The 19,648-nt window shown below is 39.4% G+C and carries 11 protein-coding genes, 2 tRNA genes and 3 rRNA genes; 6 read left to right on the forward strand and 10 right to left on the reverse strand.

What is annotated here, in order from left to right; translation table 11 throughout:
* The 6 genes from A9G09_RS06440 to A9G09_RS06465 form a co-directional block, all read left to right on the forward strand.
* Positions 1–1,462, forward strand: a 16S ribosomal RNA gene (locus A9G09_RS06440); the annotation flags it as partial.
* A 55-nt stretch (positions 1,463–1,517) separates the two neighbouring features.
* A tRNA-Ile gene (locus A9G09_RS06445) sits at positions 1,518–1,594 on the forward strand.
* A gap of 52 nt (positions 1,595–1,646) precedes the next feature.
* A tRNA-Ala gene (locus A9G09_RS06450) sits at positions 1,647–1,722 on the forward strand.
* 201 nt (positions 1,723–1,923) lie between these two features.
* Positions 1,924–4,822, forward strand: a 23S ribosomal RNA gene (locus A9G09_RS06455).
* 152 nt (positions 4,823–4,974) lie between these two features.
* Positions 4,975–5,090: ribosomal RNA gene (gene rrf / locus A9G09_RS06460) — 5S ribosomal RNA — on the forward strand.
* A 447-nt stretch (positions 5,091–5,537) separates the two neighbouring features.
* Entirely contained in the window at positions 5,538–6,098 is a 561-nt protein-coding gene (locus tag A9G09_RS06465) for an NADAR family protein (protein WP_065634056.1), read from the forward strand.
* 40 nt (positions 6,099–6,138) lie between these two features.
* Here the strand turns inward: A9G09_RS06465 and A9G09_RS06470 are convergent, their stop codons facing one another.
* The 10 genes from A9G09_RS06470 to plsB form a co-directional block, all read right to left on the reverse strand.
* Positions 6,139–6,498, reverse strand: coding sequence for a hypothetical protein (locus tag A9G09_RS06470; protein WP_065634057.1), 360 nt, complete (start codon positions 6,496–6,498; stop codon positions 6,139–6,141).
* 187 nt (positions 6,499–6,685) lie between these two features.
* Positions 6,686–7,480, reverse strand: coding sequence for an ABC transporter ATP-binding protein (locus A9G09_RS06475; RefSeq protein WP_065634058.1), 795 nt, complete (start codon positions 7,478–7,480; stop codon positions 6,686–6,688).
* A complete protein-coding gene (locus A9G09_RS06480) occupies positions 7,473–8,426 on the reverse strand; it encodes an ABC transporter permease (protein WP_065634059.1) in 954 nt (317 codons plus the stop codon). The genes A9G09_RS06475 and A9G09_RS06480 overlap by 8 nt, the downstream gene beginning before the upstream one ends.
* Positions 8,427–8,487: 61 nt before the next feature.
* Positions 8,488–9,438 carry an ABC transporter substrate-binding protein gene (locus A9G09_RS06485; RefSeq protein WP_065634151.1) on the reverse strand — a complete coding sequence of 317 codons (951 nt, stop codon included), beginning with the start codon at positions 9,436–9,438 and terminating at the stop codon, positions 8,488–8,490.
* Positions 9,439–9,739: 301 nt separating this feature from the next.
* Complete coding sequence (locus tag A9G09_RS06490; RefSeq protein WP_065634060.1) at positions 9,740–10,699, reverse strand: ABC transporter substrate-binding protein; 960 nt, start codon at positions 10,697–10,699, stop codon at positions 9,740–9,742.
* A 171-nt stretch (positions 10,700–10,870) separates the two neighbouring features.
* A complete protein-coding gene (gene fdhE, locus A9G09_RS06495) occupies positions 10,871–11,779 on the reverse strand; it encodes a formate dehydrogenase accessory protein FdhE (protein ID WP_065634061.1) in 909 nt (302 codons plus the stop codon).
* A 104-nt stretch (positions 11,780–11,883) separates the two neighbouring features.
* Positions 11,884–12,579 carry a formate dehydrogenase subunit gamma gene (locus A9G09_RS06500; protein ID WP_065634062.1) on the reverse strand — a complete coding sequence of 232 codons (696 nt, stop codon included), beginning with the start codon at positions 12,577–12,579 and terminating at the stop codon, positions 11,884–11,886.
* Entirely contained in the window at positions 12,572–13,546 is a 975-nt protein-coding gene (gene fdxH, locus A9G09_RS06505) for a formate dehydrogenase subunit beta (protein WP_081297502.1), read from the reverse strand. Before fdxH ends, A9G09_RS06500 begins: the two co-directional genes overlap by 8 nt.
* Before the next feature lie 18 nt (positions 13,547–13,564).
* Positions 13,565–16,633 (reverse strand): formate dehydrogenase-N subunit alpha, encoded by a 3,069-nt coding sequence (gene fdnG, locus A9G09_RS06510; protein WP_081297503.1) that lies wholly within the window; start codon positions 16,631–16,633, stop codon positions 13,565–13,567.
* A 290-nt stretch (positions 16,634–16,923) separates the two neighbouring features.
* The gene (gene plsB / locus A9G09_RS06515; RefSeq protein WP_065634063.1) at positions 16,924–19,353 is read right to left on the reverse strand and encodes a glycerol-3-phosphate 1-O-acyltransferase PlsB; all 2,430 of its coding nucleotides are present in this window, start codon (positions 19,351–19,353) and stop codon (positions 16,924–16,926) included.
* Positions 19,354–19,648 lie beyond the last annotated feature (295 nt).

Below are 19,648 nucleotides of genomic sequence, written 5' to 3' on the forward strand. Positions count from 1 at the left end.
AGTGCTTGCACTTGATGACGAGTGGCGGACGGGTGAGTAAAGTATGGGGATCTGCCGAATGGAGGGGGACAACAGTTGGAAACGACTGCTAATACCGCATAATGTTGAGAGACCAAAGCATGGGACCTTCGGGCCATGCGCCATTTGATGAACCCATATGGGATTAGCTAGTTGGTGGGGTAAGGGCTCACCAAGGCGACGATCTCTAGCTGGTCTGAGAGGATGACCAGCCACACTGGAACTGAGACACGGTCCAGACTCCTACGGGAGGCAGCAGTGGGGAATATTGCACAATGGGGGGAACCCTGATGCAGCCATGCCGCGTGTATGAAGAAGGCCTTCGGGTTGTAAAGTACTTTCGGTAGTGAGGAAGGTGGTGTATCTAATAGGTGCATCAATTGACGTTAATTACAGAAGAAGCACCGGCTAACTCCGTGCCAGCAGCCGCGGTAATACGGAGGGTGCGAGCGTTAATCGGAATGACTGGGCGTAAAGGGCATGTAGGCGGATAATTAAGTTAGGTGTGAAAGCCCTGGGCTCAACCTAGGAATTGCACTTAAAACTGGTTATCTGGAGTATTGTAGAGGAAGGTAGAATTCCACGTGTAGCGGTGAAATGCGTAGAGATGTGGAGGAATACCGGTGGCGAAGGCGGCCTTCTGGACAGATACTGACGCTGAGATGCGAAAGCGTGGGGAGCAAACAGGATTAGATACCCTGGTAGTCCACGCTGTAAACGATGTCGATTTGGAGTTTGTTGCCCTGAGTGATGGGCTCCGAAGCTAACGCGATAAATCGACCGCCTGGGGAGTACGGCCGCAAGGTTAAAACTCAAATGAATTGACGGGGGCCCGCACAAGCGGTGGAGCATGTGGTTTAATTCGATGCAACGCGAAGAACCTTACCTGGTCTTGACATCCACAGAATCTTGCAGAGATGCGAGAGTGCCTTCGGGAACTGTGAGACAGGTGCTGCATGGCTGTCGTCAGCTCGTGTTGTGAAATGTTGGGTTAAGTCCCGCAACGAGCGCAACCCTTATCCTTTGTTGCCAGCGGTTTGGCCGGGAACTCAAAGGAGACTGCCGTTGATAAAGCGGAGGAAGGTGGGGACGACGTCAAGTCATCATGGCCCTTACGACCAGGGCTACACACGTGCTACAATGGCGTATACAAAGGGAGGCGACCTCGCGAGAGCAAGCGGACCTCATAAAGTACGTCTAAGTCCGGATTGGAGTCTGCAACTCGACTCCATGAAGTCGGAATCGCTAGTAATCGTGAATCAGAATGTCACGGTGAATACGTTCCCGGGCCTTGTACACACCGCCCGTCACACCATGGGAGTGGGTTGCACCAGAAGTAGATAGCTTAACCTTCGGGAGGGCGTTTACCACGGTGTGGTCCATGACTGGGGTGAAGTCGTAACAAGGTAACCGTAGGGGAACCTGCGGTTGGATCACCTCCTTACGAAGCGCTCGTAAGTGTTCACACAGATTGTTTGTTTAGAAAGAGTCACTTTATTGGGTCTGTAGCTCAGGTGGTTAGAGCGCACCCCTGATAAGGGTGAGGTCGGTGGTTCAAGTCCACTCAGACCCACCAATTCAACGGTAATGAGCGAAGATGCTTGATATGTTGAAGAAGTGAAGATAATGGGGCTATAGCTCAGCTGGGAGAGCGCCTGCCTTGCACGCAGGAGGCCAGCGGTTCGATCCCGCTTAGCTCCACCATTAAGATGTCTCTTTTGAATAAAATTATGTTTGTATTTACTTGAAAGAGTAAATAGAAAGATAATGCTCTTTAACAATTAGGAACAAGCTGAAAGAAACGAGTTCTCGTTTTTACGGAAAGCATTTGTATGTAAGTATAGATGTGGTGAAGTAGAAAAGAGAAAAAAGCGTAATTGAAACCAAGACAACTGTGAGTTGTAAGGTTAAGAAATTAAGCGTACACGGTGGATGCCTAGGCAATCAGAGGCGATGAAGGACGTGTTAATCTGCGAAAAGCGACGGTGAGCCGATAAAAGGCGCTATAACCGTTGATGTCCGAATGGGGAAACCCAGTGCAGGTGACTGCACTATCATCTGATGAATACATAGTCAGATGAGGCGAACCGGGAGAACTGAAACATCTAAGTACCCCGAGGAAAAGAAATCAACCGAGATTCCCAAAGTAGCGGCGAGCGAAATGGGAGCAGCCCAAGCGGGTAGCATAATGTATTAGTGGAAGCGTCTGGAAAGTCGCACGATAGAGGGTGAAAGTCCCGTACATGAAAGTAGATTATGTGGAAGCTTATAGAGTAGGGCGGGACACGTGATATCCTGTCTGAAGATGGGGGGACCATCCTCCAAGGCTAAATACTCCTGATTGACCGATAGTGAACCAGTACCGTGAGGGAAAGGCGAAAAGAACCCCGGGAGGGGAGTGAAATAGACCCTGAAACCGTGTACGTACAATCAGTGGGAGCATATACCGTTGGGTATGTGTGACTGCGTACCTTTTGTATAATGGGTCAGCGACTTATATTCTGTAGCAAGGTTAACCGAATAGGGGAGCCGAAGGGAAACCGAGTATTAACTGTGCGTTAAGTTGCAGGGTATAGACCCGAAACCCGGTGATCTAGCCATGGGCAGGTTGAAGGTTGGTTAACACTAACTGGAGGACCGAACCGACTAATGTTGAAAAATTAGCGGATGACCTGTGGCTGGGGGTGAAAGGCCAATCAAACCGGGAGATAGCTGGTTCTCCCCGAAAGCTATTTAGGTAGCGCCTCATGAGTAACTGTTGGGGGTAGAGCACTGTTTCGGCTAGGGGGCCATCCCGGCTTACCAACCCGATGCAAACTCCGAATACTGACAAGTTTAATCATGGGAGACACACGGCGGGTGCTAACGTTCGTCGTGAAGAGGGAAACAACCCAGACCGCCAGCTAAGGTCCCAAAGTCATAGTTAAGTGGGAAACGAAGTGGGAAGGCTTAGACAGCTAGGATGTTGGCTTAGAAGCAGCCATCATTTAAAGAAAGCGTAATAGCTCACTAGTCGAGTCGGCCTGCGCGGAAGATGTAACGGGGCTAAAACTATGCACCGAAGCTGCGGCAGTGCACGTAAGTGTATTGGGTAGGGGAGCGTTCTGTAAGCCGTAGAAGGTGTGTTGTGAGGCATGCTGGAGGTATCAGAAGTGCGAATGCTGACATAAGTAACGATAAAGCGGGTGAAAAGCCCGCTCGCCGGAAGACCAAGGGTTCCTGTCCAACGTTAATCGGGGCAGGGTGAGTCGACCCCTAAGGAGAGGCCGAAGGGCGTATCTGATGGGAAACGGGTTAATATTCCCGTACTGGCTATAACTGCGATGGGGGGACGAAGAAGGCTAGGTTTACCACCTATTGGATGGTGGGTTAAGCGTGTAGGGGTGTGATTAGGCAAATCCGGTCACTGAAACTCTGAGGCGTGATGACGAGCTACTAAGGTAGTGAAGTAATTGATGCCCTGCTTCCAGGAAAATCCTCTAAGCTTCAGGTTATAGTTAATCGTACCCGAAACCGACACAGGTGGTCAGGTAGAGAATACTCAGGCGCTTGAGAGAACTCGGGTGAAGGAACTAGGCAAAATGGTGCCGTAACTTCGGGAGAAGGCACGCTGATGGTAATTGAAATCCCGTGCGGATGTAGGTGAAATCAGTCGAAGATACCAGCTGGCTGCAACTGTTTAATAAAAACACAGCACTGTGCAAACACGAAAGTGGACGTATACGGTGTGACGCCTGCCCGGTGCTGGAAGGTTAATTGATGGGGTTATGCGTAAGCAGAAGCTCTTGATCGAAGCCCCAGTAAACGGCGGCCGTAACTATAACGGTCCTAAGGTAGCGAAATTCCTTGTCGGGTAAGTTCCGACCTGCACGAATGGCGTAATGATGGCCAGGCTGTCTCCACCCGAGACTCAGTGAAATTGAAATTGCCGTGAAGATGCGGTGTACCCGTGGCAAGACGGAAAGACCCCGTGAACCTTTACTATAGCTTGACAGTGAACATTGAGCCTTAATGTGTAGGATAGGTGGGAGACTAAGAAGCATGCACGCCAGTGTGTGTGGAGTCGACCTTGAAATACCACCCTTTAATGTTTGATGTTCTAACCTATACTTCTGAATCGAGGTAAGGGACACTGTCTGGTGGGTAGTTTGACTGGGGCGGTCTCCTCCCAAAGAGTAACGGAGGAGCACGAAGGTTAGCTAATCCTGGTCGGACATCAGGAGGTTAGTGCAATGGCAAAAGCTAGCTTGACTGCGAGAGTGACGGCTCGAGCAGGTACGAAAGTAGGTCATAGTGATCCGGTGGTTCTGAATGGAAGGGCCATCGCTCAACGGATAAAAGGTACTCCGGGGATAACAGGCTGATACCGCCCAAGAGTTCATATCGACGGCGGTGTTTGGCACCTCGATGTCGGCTCATCACATCCTGGGGCTGAAGTAGGTCCCAAGGGTACGGCTGTTCGCCGTTTAAAGTGGTACGCGAGCTGGGTTTAGAACGTCGTGAGACAGTTCGGTCCCTATCTGCCATGGGCGTAGGAAAATTGAGAGGGTTTGCTTCTAGTACGAGAGGACCGAAGTGAACGCACCGCTGGTGTTCGGGTTGTGATGCCAATTGCATTGCCCGGTAGCTACGTGCGGAATAGATAAGTGCTGAAAGCATCTAAGCACGAAACTAGCCTCGAGATGAGTTTTCCCTGATGAGAATCAGTAAGGTCCGTTTGAGACTAAGACGTAGATAGGTCAGGTGTGTAAGTGTAGTGATACATTGAGCTAACTGATACTAATGAACCGAGAGTCTTAACCTTACAACTCGGAGTTGTTTTGGATACGCGAAGTTGAGAGTAAGAAGTCATCGAAAGATGGTTAAAGATTGATAAAACAGTTTGTTCCGGATTGAGCGATTGATGAAGATATGTGATAATGTTTGTCAATTGAGATAAAGAGAAGACAGGATATGTCTGGCGGTAATAGCGCGGTGGTCCCACCTGACCCCATGCCGAACTCAGAAGTGAAACGCCGTAGTGCCGATGGTAGTGTGGGTATTACCCATGTGAGAGTAGGGTGCCGCCAGACTTTTAAATTAGCGCGAGAGCCCAGCAGAGATGCTGGGCTTTTTGCTTTTTACGGTTTAAATATAGATGTTGAATGACACAGAGGATTGAAATTATTACCCCGTTTTAAATGTAGCTATATTGATTTACTAAGCGCTATGTTATTGATTATTTATTATAAAATAAGAAAAACTCTTAATTTCCTCTGTTTTTGCTAATCAAAAATTAAATTGTTACTTTAATTTTCATTTCTTATTCAACTTGTATAGTAATATTTCAATTAATCTAGGTATTTATTATCGAGTTATGCTTCTTGATTTATTAAATGTTTATTTATGCTTTATTTTCTATGTGGTTGTGATTCACTTAATATTTATAAGTGGTAATATTAGCAAGCTAATTCATGTGTTTAATTGTTACTATAAAACATAATTATTATAATATGCTTTCTAGTATAAAAGGATGATCTATGGATATTCACCAATTATGTCAACGTTATAGCAATGGAGAGCGTTTCAAATATCTATATTTTTGGAGCCATAAACAGAAGGAACCCGCATCCATTATTACCAAGTCCTGTTTTAGTCAATGGTATCCAAGTCATTTCAACATTGACGGTATTGATTATGTAACTGCTGAGCATTATATGATGGCAGAAAAAGCAAGATTATTTAACGATCAAAAGATGTTACAAGATATCCTAAATGCAAATAACCCTGGTTTGGCTAAGGCGCTTGGCCGTCAAATAACAGGATTTATACCTAAAATATGGGAAGAGCAATGTTTATCTATTGTTATTAAAGGTAACTTAGCCAAATTTTCGCAAAATCAACAATTAGCTAATTTTTTACTAGCTACTCAACAACGTATTTTAGTTGAGGCCAGTCCAATTGATAACATATGGGGAATCGGTTTATCTCAAGATGCCCCAAATATTGATAACCCATTAACGTGGTGTGGCAAAAATTTGTTAGGATTTGCGTTAATGGCCGTCCGTGAAAAATTATCAACGTGTTTTAAACACAGCTAAAAAGGCCCAATTAATATTGGGCTTTTTAATTCAATAATCATTAATTTTGTGCATTATTTTCTGGGGTGTTGGTTTCAGGTGTTTTTTCTGTTTGTGTTTTTTGAGTATTATCATTCAATTCAGGCAACTCACTAATAGAAACATGCACACTATATTGTTTTCCTTTCTCTTCTGGAAAGAATGTTGTAATTTTTTTGATGGTTTCTTCTGGATTATTGCTAGTAATTGTAATATCCAACAACGGTTTTTGGTGATTTAATGGTAAGTGGTTTTTACCGTGGAATGTTTTTGTATTTTGATTTACATCAGCTGCTGCATTTTCTACTGATTTGACTGGTTCGTTGGCAAAAGCAGTTGAGGTTAATGTGATAAGTGCTAAAGATAATAGTGTTTTTTTCATATTTTCTCCTTAATAAAATAACTGTTTTTACTTATTTTTGATAAAAATAAACAAGTAGTTTGTATTCATACTATACGATGTTTGAAGAAAATGTGATAGAAAAAAATAAGGTACTAAACGCGTAATGAAGGATTTTTTTGAATAAAGAAAGCAATATTTTAATTAAAAATATTGCTTATCAAAATTATTAACCTAAAAGTAGGGCATCGTCAGTGACTTTTTCGCCTCGTGTTTTTTCAAACATGTTTAATAAATCAGTAACGGTGAGTTTATCACGTTGTTCTCCTGATACATCAAGTACCACCTGCCCTTGATGAAGCATAACTGTTCTATTACCATATTCTAAAGCTTGTTTCATTGAGTGTGTTACCATTATTGTTGTTAAATGGTTTTTAGAAACAATATCATTAGTCAGTTCTAAAACAAATTGTGCTGTTTTAGGATCAAGTGCAGCAGTATGTTCATCAAGTAATAATACTTTTGAAGGTTGTAATGTTGACATTAATAAACTCACTGCCTGCCTCTGTCCACCAGATAGCAAACCCATCATATCGGATAATCGATTTTCAAGCCCTAAATTTAAAGTAGCTAATTTGTCTTTAAATAAGATACGTAGTTTACGGTTTAGCGCTGGTGATAGTGTAAAACGATGTCCACGGTTGTAGGCAATAGCGAGATTTTCTTCGATAGTTAAATTCTCACAAGTGCCTACCATAGGATCTTGAAATACTCTAGCAACCATACCCGCTCTTTTCCATGCTGGCCAGCGAGTAACATCTTGTCCATTTATAATAATACTGCCTGAGTCGACAAATAAATCGCCACTAATAACATTAAGTAATGAGCTTTTACCTGCACCATTACTTCCTATAATAGTAACAAATTCTCCCTCACTAATATTAAGATTTAATCCGCGTAATACATGATTTTCAATCGGCGTACCCTGATTAAAAGTTAATTGCAATTCTCCAACTTTAATCATGTTTACTTCCTCTTTTCTTTGAATGCTTTTTTAGCTGTTTTGGCAGAACTAAAGCAAGCACAACTAATATTGCAGTAATAAGATTTAAATCTTCTGTACCTACACCTATATTTTGTAAAAATTCGTTACTTAGGGCAAAGGCAATAAATAATCGATACAAAATAGAACCAAAAATAACCGCAAGCATGACAGCCCAAATGCGTTTAGTTGGAAATATACTTTCACCAATGATAATAGAAGCAAGTCCAATAACAATTGTTCCTACGCCAATGGTGATATCAGACCCCCCTTGAGTTTGCACAAACAACGATCCACCAAGTGCAATTAGACCATTTGATATAGCCATGCCTAAAATAGTTATCCCGCCTGTCGGAATACCTTGAGATTTGGCCATTCTTTGATTTGTTCCGGTTGCTCGTAATGCTAACCCCATTTGTGTGTTTAAAAATAAATTTAGTAATATCCAAAACACAATGACAAATCCTAATACCATTAATGGTTGGACAATATATTGATTACTGTAATCTTCGGTAATGAAAGGCGAAAATATTGTTTTAGCATCCAACAAAGAGAGGTTAGGCGAACCAGCCATTTTTGGTGTTTCACCCATGATATAAGGCCCAATACCTAAAATTCGTAAATTGATTGAATAAAGACCAATCATAACAATAATACTAGAAAGTAACTGTAATATATTGAGTTTCACATACAGTATGCCTGTCATTGCACCGGCAATACAACCAGCAAACATACCTAATAACGTGGCTATCCAAGGATCGATACCGATATAGATACATAATCCACAAACAGCACCACCAAGTGGAAAACTGGCATCGGCAGTAAGATCAGGAAAATCAAGTAAACGGAATGAGATAAATACACCTAAACTGACCAGTGCATAAATAAGTCCAATTCCAATTGAGCCTAATAAAAATTCAAAAGACATGAAAACGATCCATTAAAAGTAACCGCCAAAGTCGGCGGTTAGGTGTTGATAGAGTAAAAAATTATTTTTCGACAACTTTTGCTGCAGATTTTAATACATCTTCAGATAATGTCACGCCTTGGCGTTCTGCAGCTTTTTTATTAATTGTTAATTGTGTAACATTACCAATTTGAGGTGGAATATCACCTGGTTTTTCTCCATTGAGTATACGAATGACAATTTTACCAGCTTGTCGACCAAGATCGTAATAACTCATACCCAAAGCGGCAATCGCTCCTCGCTCAGCTGAATCGGGATCGGAGGCCAATAAAGGAATTTTATTTTCATTAGCAACTTTGGCTAAAGCTTCATAAGCGGAAACAACATTATTATCGGTTGTTGTATAAATCATATCAACTTTACCCTTTAAGCTTCTAGCCGCAGTTGAGATATCAGAAGTACGCTGAGCTGGCGCTGCAATAATTTTCATTCCGCGTTTATCTAAAGCCACTTGCAATGCTTTAAGAATAATTGTTGAGTTGACTTCACTTGGGCTATAAACGTAGCCAATATTTTTTGCATCAGGTTTAATCTTTAACATCATTTCTATTTGAGAATCTAATGATAGCGCATCAGATACACCAGTAACATTTGTTTTTGACGCTTCCCAACTTGGCGTTAATTTCGCGGCGACAGGATCAGTAACTGCTGTGAAAACAATCGGAATAGTTTTAGTCGTTGCAACTAATGCTTGCGAACTTGGTGTGGCAATTGCGACAATAGCATCGGGTTTACTTGCTGCAAACTGTTTAGCAATTTGGGCCGCATTAGCACTACTACCTTGTGCGCTGGCAAATTGTAATTTCAAGTTTTTACCTGCAATATAACCACTATCTTTTAATTCATCTTCAACCCCTTTGCGAACATTGTCTAATGCTGGGTGTTCAACAATTGCGGTGATAGCAACGTATTTTTGTTCATTTTGTGGCTCTGCCGAAGATAAAAAAGCGACTGCTGATAAACCGAGTAGCATACAAATTTTTATAATAGAATTACGCATACGAGTACTCCTGTAATATTTTTTTTACAACCAAACTTAATATTGACTTACTATAAAGCAAAACTGAATAAATATCTACAATGAAAAATAATTACATGTGTAAATATTTCATTACAAGTCAAGTTTTAACTTAATTATTTTTTCTAATCTTAGTTATTTTCTATAGATGATGATTAATTATATATGCTACATTTTATATTGAATATCAATGAGTTTTTGTATGATTATTGCCCACTATAGTGAGCAATATTGTGAAGAAATTTATTGTATGGATCTACTGCCCGATAACTTTATAAGCAGATTGGATAACTTCGGGTGGTAGCGTAATGCCTTGTTTTTTAGCCGCATCAAGGTTAATCACTAACTGCAATGCTTGCCCTATTTCGGGCGCTATGTTACCTGGTTTTTCGCCTTTTAATATTCTGACCACAAGTTTACCCGATTGTCGACCAACATCGTAATAACTCATCCCATAAGCGGCGACGGCTCCTCGCTCTATGGCATCAGGAAATGATGCTAAAAGTGGAATTTTATTTTCATTCGCAAATTTAACTAACGACTCATAGGCTGAAACAACATTGTTATCAGTAGTTGTATAGATTAAATCAACCTTACCTTTTAACGTATTTGCTGCTGTTGAAATATCCGCTGTTCGTTGTGCAGGAACTGCGAAAAGTATAATATTTTGTGCAGCTAGCTGTGTTTGTAGATTTTTTAATACAACAGTTGAGTTAATTTCACTTGGGCTGTAAATATAACCAACTGACTTCATGTTTGGAACGATCTTCTTCATAAAATCAATTTGTGGTCCGATTTCTTGATAATCAGAAACACCAGTAATATTGGTACCTGTAGGCTGCCAATTTTTGACTAATTTAGCAGCAATCGGATCGGTAATACCAGCAAAAACGATTGGGATCTGTTTAGTCGCTGCCGCAGTTGCTTGAGCACTTGGTGTGGCAATAGCAACAATCACATCAGGTTTTGCCGCGACAAATTGCCGTGCTATTTGAGCAGCTGTTGCACTACTACCCTGTGCACTTTTGTATTGCACAGTTAAATTCTCATTTAATTTAAAGCCACTATTAGTCAATTCATCTTTTACACCATCACGAATTTGATCTAATGAGGGATGTTCAACTATCGCGGTAATAGCCACATTTTTAATGGAATCGGCAAAACTAAAAAAGGGCGTAAGCAACACCATTATTATCAATAAAATAAAGCGCTTCATAAAATACACTCATCAACTAGTACAATAGTGTCATTCTAGCGTTATTAATAAAAAAAGTTAAGTTGTATTTATAAAATCCTCAAAAATGTAAGTTATATTAGAAATCTAGCTTAGATAACTTCAATCAATAACGATTTTATAGATTGATTTTTTGATATAGTAATTCGGTTTTTATTGGGCAAATATAAATGGGTTTATCCCACTTTTTGCATATCCTTCTTCTTCAGTTTTAATATCTAATATTAAGGAAGCTATATCGTCGGCAACGATTTCAATGTGAGGATCTTTATCTTGATCTAAAATTTTTAAGTAACTGTGACAAGCATCACAACACTCTGTTTTTATTGCGGCTAATTGATTATCTAATGAAAAGTATTGAATATCTTTCATATTGTCACAGCTAGTACATTTTATTCTAGGTACATACCATTCACTTTCACACAGACTACAATGTAAATACCGTAAACCATTATTACTACCCAATTGGATAACACTGGCAACAGGCATACTATTACAGACTGGACATAACCAATTTTTATCAGTGCTTTCTGCTATCGCTTTACCTTTAACTTGGCTGGCAAGTTGGCAGTAATAAACCGATAAAGCGGACCAGATAAATACTGCTTCATTACCTGCTACACATTCAAACTCACCATTGAGTAAATGAAGTGCTTTTTCTTGTAATTGTTGCGTACTATTTTGTTTCAGCTGATGTATAACTGACATAACTTGTTCTGTTGTATTGGTCATTAGCGTTAATAACTGGCTTAGATAATCTTGCCAAAAGGTCGATAAAGGAAGATTGGCTAAACTTAATGGTGGGTATTCACTGTTTTCGATGTTTACAATATCAATATTAATTGGATTGTGTTTAACTAAATTAGCTTGTTGTTCAGCTATTGTTGCACAGAAGTTAAGATAATCACTAAACGTACTTTTTGTTGCTAACTCTTTTAGTCGTTTTGCACGGCGAATATACAGTGTTTTAGGTGAAGGATAAAATAATAATGGAATTTGCCTAATAACAGAGTTTATAGTTTGTTGTTCAAGTTGCTGTTGAGGGATGATCTTAATACTCATTATTAATTACCATAATTATTATTTTATCTAAAACGTAATGTCAAATTAGCTTATTCCGCTGATGAGTATCAGCGGATATTAAGCGTTTAATCTACTAAGTTTTATTAAGCGGGCTTTTGTTCTATTTTAGTTGATTGAGTTTCTTTAGATTCGTTACTTGTTTTAAGTTCTTCTTGGTATATTTTTGACATTTCTTCTTCATACCAAGATGAATGATTTTTTCGTGCCCAAGCACGTGAAACGTAGCCTGTTATCATTCCTTTAATCGAACCTTTAACCCAAATTGCCATATAAGCATGACCAATAGCAAGTAAGATTAAACAAATTGCCGCAAAAGAATGAAAAAAGATAGCTAAACGAACAATTGGTATTGGAAAGTAATCAGAAACGTATCGGCGCCACATGATCATTCCTGTCACAAATAACACAAAAATTAGACTCATAATGCACCAAAACAGAAACTTTTGACCCACATTATACTTACCAATTGGAATGCCTTCCTCTTTACCCATAATCACTTTTTTAAAGTTTTTTATCCAGATAAGATCATTCTTATTAGGAATATTATGGTGAGCCAGTTTTACAAACATAAACATTAAAAGGACAAACACAATACAGCCAATAATAGGGTGTAATGCCCTAACTAATTGCGGGGTACCAAGCACTAATCCAAATAATTTTATTGAAGGAAAAAATAATGACAGCCCCGATAGTGCAGTTAAAATAAACAGACAAACCATACACCAGTGACAGAAGCGAACAATAAGTGGTGTTCTAAGTATCATGCCTTTCTTATTCATGATGGTTCTCCTGTTGTGATGAGTTTGTCGTATTTTTTCGTGAAAAAACTGGCAAACCTAATCGTTTTCGGGCTTGCGCATCAGCCTGTTTTTCATGTTCAATATCTTCTTCATCCACTTCAATTGCACCAACACCCATATAATGGAACAATAAACCACCAAATGTTGCAACAAACGCAGCAGCTGAAAGCGGCTTCCACGCACCTTTCCAGAATTTAACAACTTCGCTAATGTGTGGATCTTTTGGTAAACCATGGTATAGCTCAGGTTGATCAGCATGATGTAAGACGTACATGACATGAGTTCCCCCTACACCTTGAGGATCATAAAGCCCGGCATGTTCAAAACCGCGTTTTTTCAAATCTTCAATTCGATGTTCTGCATGGCGAATCATATCTTGTTTTGTACCAAAATGGATAGCGCCAGTTGGGCAGGTTTTCACACAAGCTGGTTCTTGACCAACCGCTACGCGATCGACACATAAAGTGCATTTGTAAGAATGGTTATCCTCTTTACTGACCCGAGGAATATTAAATGGACAACCCGCCACACAGTAGCCACAACCAATGCAATGCTCTGATTGAAAATCAACAATTCCATTCGCATACTGTATGATTGCACCTTCAGATGGGCAAGCTTTTAAACAACCAGGATCGGCGCAGTGCATACAACCATCTTTACGAATAAGCCATTCAAATTTACCATTGACTTCAACTTCTGAATAGCGCATTACCGTCCATGCTTTAGGTTCTAAATCTGCTGGATTATCATATACGCCGACAGTATGGCCAATTTCGGCTCGCAAATCATTCCATTCGCTACAAGCAACTTGACATGCTTTGCAACCAATACACGTAGTTACATCAATTAATTTAGCCACTTCTTGTTGATAATCTCGAGCTCGTGGAGCCGGCGTTAATGCATTTGTTGCAGAGCGGCGAATAATATCTTGAGTTTGTAATGACATAATTTCTCTTCCCTCCTTTTATGCCGCAGTGGTAACTTTCTCGATATTGACTAAAAATGATTTATATTCTGGAGTTTGTGAATTAGCGTCACCTAAATGTGGCGTTAATTCATTCACTAAAAATCCTTTCTTAGTCTGACCTGTGAATCCCCAAACGATCGGAATTCCAATGGTTTCGATTTCTTTACCATCAACAGTCAATGTTGGAAGGCGCTTAGTCACAACTGCTTTAGCCTTAATATAGCCGCGGTATGAAGTAACTTTTACGGTATCGCCAAGTTTAATCCCTTTTTTATTGGCTAGATTTTCACTCAGTTCAATAAATTGTTCAGGTTGAGTAATTGATGCTAGTCTTGCATGCTGAGTCCAAAAATGAAAATGTTCGGTAATACTATAAGTTGTACCAACATAAGGAAATTGTTCAGCATTACCTAATCGCGCTAAATCCTCTTTAAATGCTCGAGCCACAGGACTACTAATTTGACTTGGGTGCAGAGGATTAGTCGTAATAGGTGTTTCAAATGGTTCATAATGTTCAGGGAATGGTCCATCAACGAGTCGATTCAAGCAAAATAGTCCACCTAAACCATCATTATTCATGATAAAGGCACCCGCGCCAGTGCTTGGTGATAAGGTTGCGGTAAAGTCAGGTACATCGTTTCCTACCCAACTAGAACCATTCCATTTGACTAAAACGCGTTTAGGATCGTAAGGCTTACCATTTTCATCTGCTGATGCGCGGTTATATAATACTCGTCGATTCATTGGCCACGCCCAAGCCCAACCAGCATGAACGCCTTTACCTGATGGATCGCTAGGATCACGTCTTGCCATTTGGTTACCTTGTTCTGTCCAAGAACCACAAAAGATCCAAATACCTGAAGATGTAGTTCCGTCGGCTTTTAATTGGGAAAAACCGCTTAATAGCTGACCTTTTTTAAGTATGACATTGCCATTAGCATCGGTTAAATCTGCTAATGCTCGACCATTACACTCTTTGGATAACTCTTCGGCAGCCGGACCTTCAGGGTCTTGATAATCCCAAGTTAAATTATCGATAGCTTCATGGTAAGCACCACCTTCTTCGGCATATAGCTCTTTTATTCTTAAGAAGATACGAGCAATAATTTCTGGATCATATATTGCTTCATAAGGTGGTCTTGCCGCTGCCCAGTGCCATTGTAACCATCGAGAAGAGTTAACAATGGTACCATTTTCTTCTGCAAAGCAGTTTGAGGGTAATCTAAAGACTTCTGTTTGGATTTTACTTGGATCGACATCATTAGATTCACCGTGGTTTTTCCAAAATTCGGCTGTCTCTGTTGGCATTGGATCAATGCTTACCAAAAATTTTAGATTGGATAAACCTTCGCGAATACTATTTTTATCGGGTAGCGCGGCAAGTGGGTTAAAACCTTGACAAATAAAGCCATTAGCTTGCTTATCACGCATCATTTTGCTGAATCTTAAAACATCATACGTTTTGTCCCATTTAGGTAACCAATCAAACCCCCAATCGTTCTCTTTTGTTGATTTATCGCCGTACATTGACTTCATAAAACTGACAAAGAATTTTGGATAATTGCCCCAAAAGTTAACTTCGCTCGGACCAAGCGGTTTGGGTGTTTTTTCTTCTAAATATTGTGCGAGCGTAATTTGTGATTCTTTTGGTAAATCAAGATAAGCAGGTAAACGGTTAGATAATAAACCGACATCAGTTAAACCTTGAATATTTGAGTGACCACGTAAGGCGTTAATTCCGCCACCCATTACACCAATATTACCTAAAATTAGCTGTATCATAGCCGCAGTGCGGATAATTTGTGAACCATAAGTATGCTGAGTCCACCCTAAAGCATATAAGAACGTCGCAGCTCTATCATTAGTTTTAGTACTGGCTAAAGATCGGCAAACATGTAAAAAACTTTCCACAGGGCTACCCGTTACTTTATTGACCATTTCAGGTGTATAACGACTAACATGTTGTTTTAATAGGTTCCATACACAACGAGGATGACTCAGTGTTTTATCCCTGAGGGCATAACCATTTTCATCTTTTTGATAAGCCCATGTTGTTTGATCGTATTGGCGGCTAGATGAATCATAACCACTAAATAACCCCGTATTGGTATCAAAATTGAAATCATCGCGTACAAGTAAACTTGCATTACTGTGGGTTACCAAATATTCAAAGTTGACTTCATTGTGGGTAATTAGATAATTAATAACACCCAGTAAAAATGTGATATCCGATCCTGAACGAATTGGGACATAATGGTCAGCAACAGAAGCAGTTCGATGAAAACGTGGATCGATGGCGATCAGTTCTGCTCCGTTAGTAATTTTAGCTTCAATAGCCCATTTAAATCCAACAGGGTGGGCTTCAGCTGCATTTCCCCCCATGACAATAACGACATTCGCGTTTTTGATATCATTCCAGTTATTTGTCATTGCGCCGCGTCCAAAAGTGGCTGCTAGACTTGATACTGAAGGACCATGACAAACCCTTGCTTGTGTTTCAAGACTTAACATACCTAACGCACGCGCCACTTTAAAAGCTAACCAACCCGTTTCATTACTTGCTGCCGAAGTGACAAGCCAACCGGTAGTTGTCCAGCGATTAACTGTTGTGCCTTTCTCATTTTTTTCAATAAAATTTTTATCTCGGTCAGCTTTCATCAAACGCGCAATGCGATCAATTGCTTCATCCCAACTAATACGTTGCCATTTATCTGAGCCCGGTGCGCGATATTCCGGATATTTAACCCGTTGCTCACTCTTAATATAATCAAGGACACCGGCACCTTTTGGGCACAGTGAACCACGACTAACAGGATGATCTGGATCGCCTTCGATATGAAAAATAGACGATTCGGCATTTTTGGCGCCATCTCCACGGCTGTAGAGTAACATTCCACATCCTACCGAACAGTAGGTACAATTATTACGCGTTTCTTTTGATTTGATTAATTTAAATTGGCGAGTTTGTGCGAGTGCTACATTTGGCGCTAATCCTAGTGTAGCTACCGTTGTTCCTGCCATACCACCAGCACAGATCTTAAAGAACTGTCTACGGTTCAATAGCATATGAACTCCTTAAAAAAGCTGACATTACATTATTTGATTTATTATGTTTGAGGCTATAAACATCCCTATTTATACTAATAATAATCGTTTATTTAATAGAAATAAAGGGAAAAACGGAAATGAATTGACAAAGTTTGATATAGGTCAAAAAAGACAAAAATAAAGGTTTTAAGCTTAGTAAAAAAGATATAAAAAAATTTTTTTTGAAATAAGTTTCAGAAAATTATGCGATATAAATCTTTATTTTTACTTAATCGTAATCATTGATTTTCTGAAACTTATCAACTATTTTATTGCGTTACTAAAGGATTTATCTCATCAATAGTTTGCATCACTCTTGCCGTAATCAAAGGTTTAAGCGTTTCATGCATAGTGGCAATTTTAGCTAAATTAGCACCACCTTCATCATCTAAATAACCTTGTTCACGTAGTGAGCTGACTAATGTAGCAAATACGCCTTTATCAAAAAACTCTGGAGCATTAATACCATGTAAAACCGATAATCTTTCGGCAATAAGTCGCCCTTCTTTTTCTAAAGTAGCACGACTAATAGACGGATCTTTTTGTAACAAAGAAAACGCAATCATATAACGCTGCAAAGTATCTTTTGAGGATGAAGCAAGTAATTGTAATCCTGACATTTTTAAATAATTTAAGGTTAATTTATCAGGTGAATAACTAATTAAATTTAACTCAGCATAAGTTTCAATGATTTTATTCACATATTGAGTAAGTTGTTCATCATCATGATAAAGAAATAGCTCTGATTTGATTAACGGGAATAACAATTTGATTTGATTAATCACTTCTTCTGAAGAAATACGATTATGCTTTATTAAAATTCTGGCAACTAACGCTGGTATGATTAGCAAATGCTGGATGTTATTACGATAATACGTCATTAGCACAGCTTGATCTGTTGTTAAGCCAACCATTTCACCCACTTCATCTGTTGTAATAACAAATTTTCCCATTTCTTTAGCGTGTTCAAACAGCTCTTCTGGCGTTTGATCGGGAATGGTTATCAAATCGGAATAAGGGATTTTCTTCAATAATTTTAGAAGATAGTCGATGTGTTCAAGTAGTCTGACTTTAGTTAACGCTCGTTGATCTGCGGCCAATAGTATTGAACAACATAAATTCATCGCATTAATTGCTGCTGACGCATTAATCCGTTCCATGATTTGCTTGGCGAGTAAATTGGTTGTAGGCGTTAACCAGTTAGGGCGAACTGTGCCTGTTGGTTCTATTGCGTCACGCCACTCAGGTATCTGTTGGTTTAAAAATTGATTAAGCAAAATAGGGTGACCAAAGTTGACATAGCCAAAACCTAGCTTTTTCAATTTTAGGAAAGCTTTAAGTGTATGCCATAAGCTTTCCTTTTCTTTTTTTGCGCCGCGTAGTTCATTGGCGTAAGTTGCGACCTCTAAAACATGTTCATAACCTATATACACCGGTACAACCGTAATTGGTCTTGCATCACCACGTAACAATGTTTGTACTGTCATCATTAACATGCCTGTTTTAGGATCAAGTAATCTACCTGTACGTGAGCGTCCACCTTCAATAAAATATTCAACAGCATAACCACGGATAAACAGCTCGGCTAAGTATTCTCTAAATACTGCTGTATATAGCTTATTTCCCCTAAATGAACGACGAATAAAAAAAGCGCCAAGTCGTCTAAATATTGGACCTGCCGGCCAGAAATTTAGGTTTATACCCGCAGCTATGTGAGGCGGGACTAATCCTTGTCGGTAAAGTACGTAGGAAAGTAATAAATAATCCATATGACTACGATGACAAGGTGCATAAACAATCTCATGCCCATTTTGTGCCAGTTCACGCACAGGATCTGCATTGGTGACTTTCAGCCCTTGGTAGAGTTTATGCCAGGCCCAAGTAAGAACAAAGTCTGTCACTCTTAGCATACGATAAGAGAAATTAGCGGCAATTTCGTTTAAATTGGCTAATGCATTTTTTTTAGCTTTATCTAAGCTAATATTTTTACTTTTTGCTTCTTCTTGTATCGCTTCGGCCAGTCTTGGACTATTTAGTAACTTATTTAGCATCTGTTGCCGAACGGGTAATTTGGGACCAACTGATGCCATTCGTAATTTTGCAAAATGAATACGTGCTACCCGAGATAGCTTATGTGCTAAAACAGAAATATCCTGTTTATCATCAAATTCGATAGTCTTAAGTGAAACTGTTTTAGAAAAACGAGTATAACAATCACGCCCAGAAATAATAATCTTAAACAATTTATAGGTTGCACCTAATACTTGTAGTGAGGGCATTTTTTTGCCTTCTTTGTCTGGTCGGCGCCCAAACATAACCGAAACGGGCAACATTTGTATATCAAGATTAGGATTTTGTTGATGAGCCGAAATATAATCTTTTAAAATTTCGATAGTTTTATTTTGTTGGCGATTGGATGCAAAAATACCAGGACCTTTATCGATATAAATATAGGCTGGTACAGTTTTACCATTAACCTCTATACTATCTAAAGGGTCTGGTAGCTTATATTGTAAGCATAGTGACCGAACTACCATTAAGTCGATTTGTGAATTATACGGTAGTACATATAAAACAGGTCGGTGCGTATCTAAACCTAGTTCTGTAATTGGATCAGTTGGAATCGGTTTACTTTTGACAAAAAGTTTCACTAGGATCTGGATAAGAAAAAAATAAGCTTTTGTCCACCAAGAGAACATAAAAAAATAAACCTCATACTTTTGTGTTATTGATATACTTTAATCTCTTTAATTTTTAACTTATCAACCAAACTTAAAATAAGTATTTTGTTGGTAAAGCTAAATAATGCATCTTTAACACCAGAAAAGAGCAATGTATTGAGTATATACTTGTTAGCATTTTATCGTTAGTTAATTTGCACAATCTTTAGACCGTATTATTTAAATAACTTAAAAAGATAAGCTATAACGATATGGTCCAGTATTATAAATATTTATTAATCATGACACTACGAATAAATTGATTTTTTGTTAT

Source organism: Gilliamella sp. wkB292 (genome assembly GCF_001690235.1).
Taxonomy (GTDB): domain Bacteria; phylum Pseudomonadota; class Gammaproteobacteria; order Enterobacterales; family Orbaceae; genus Gilliamella; species Gilliamella apicola_F.

What these genes read in the sequence shown, in the direction of transcription:
- A9G09_RS06465 (WP_065634056.1), top strand. Translation starts at nt 5,538, where the DNA reads ATGGATATTCACCAATTATGTCAACGTTATAGCAATGGAGAGCGTTTC.
- A9G09_RS06470 (WP_065634057.1), bottom strand. Translation starts at nt 6,498, where the DNA reads ATGAAAAAAACACTATTATCTTTAGCACTTATCACATTAACCTCAACT.
- A9G09_RS06475 (WP_065634058.1), bottom strand. Translation starts at nt 7,480, where the DNA reads ATGATTAAAGTTGGAGAATTGCAATTAACTTTTAATCAGGGTACGCCG.
- A9G09_RS06480 (WP_065634059.1), bottom strand. Translation starts at nt 8,426, where the DNA reads ATGTCTTTTGAATTTTTATTAGGCTCAATTGGAATTGGACTTATTTAT.
- A9G09_RS06485 (WP_065634151.1), bottom strand. Translation starts at nt 9,438, where the DNA reads ATGCTACTCGGTTTATCAGCAGTCGCTTTTTTATCTTCGGCAGAGCCA.
- A9G09_RS06490 (WP_065634060.1), bottom strand. Translation starts at nt 10,699, where the DNA reads ATGAAGCGCTTTATTTTATTGATAATAATGGTGTTGCTTACGCCCTTT.
- fdhE (WP_065634061.1), bottom strand. Translation starts at nt 11,779, where the DNA reads ATGAGTATTAAGATCATCCCTCAACAGCAACTTGAACAACAAACTATA.
- A9G09_RS06500 (WP_065634062.1), bottom strand. Translation starts at nt 12,579, where the DNA reads ATGAATAAGAAAGGCATGATACTTAGAACACCACTTATTGTTCGCTTC.
- fdxH (WP_081297502.1), bottom strand. Translation starts at nt 13,546, where the DNA reads ATGTCATTACAAACTCAAGATATTATTCGCCGCTCTGCAACAAATGCA.
- fdnG (WP_081297503.1), bottom strand. Translation starts at nt 16,633, where the DNA reads ATGCTATTGAACCGTAGACAGTTCTTTAAGATCTGTGCTGGTGGTATG.
- plsB (WP_065634063.1), bottom strand. Translation starts at nt 19,353, where the DNA reads ATGTTCTCTTGGTGGACAAAAGCTTATTTTTTTCTTATCCAGATCCTA.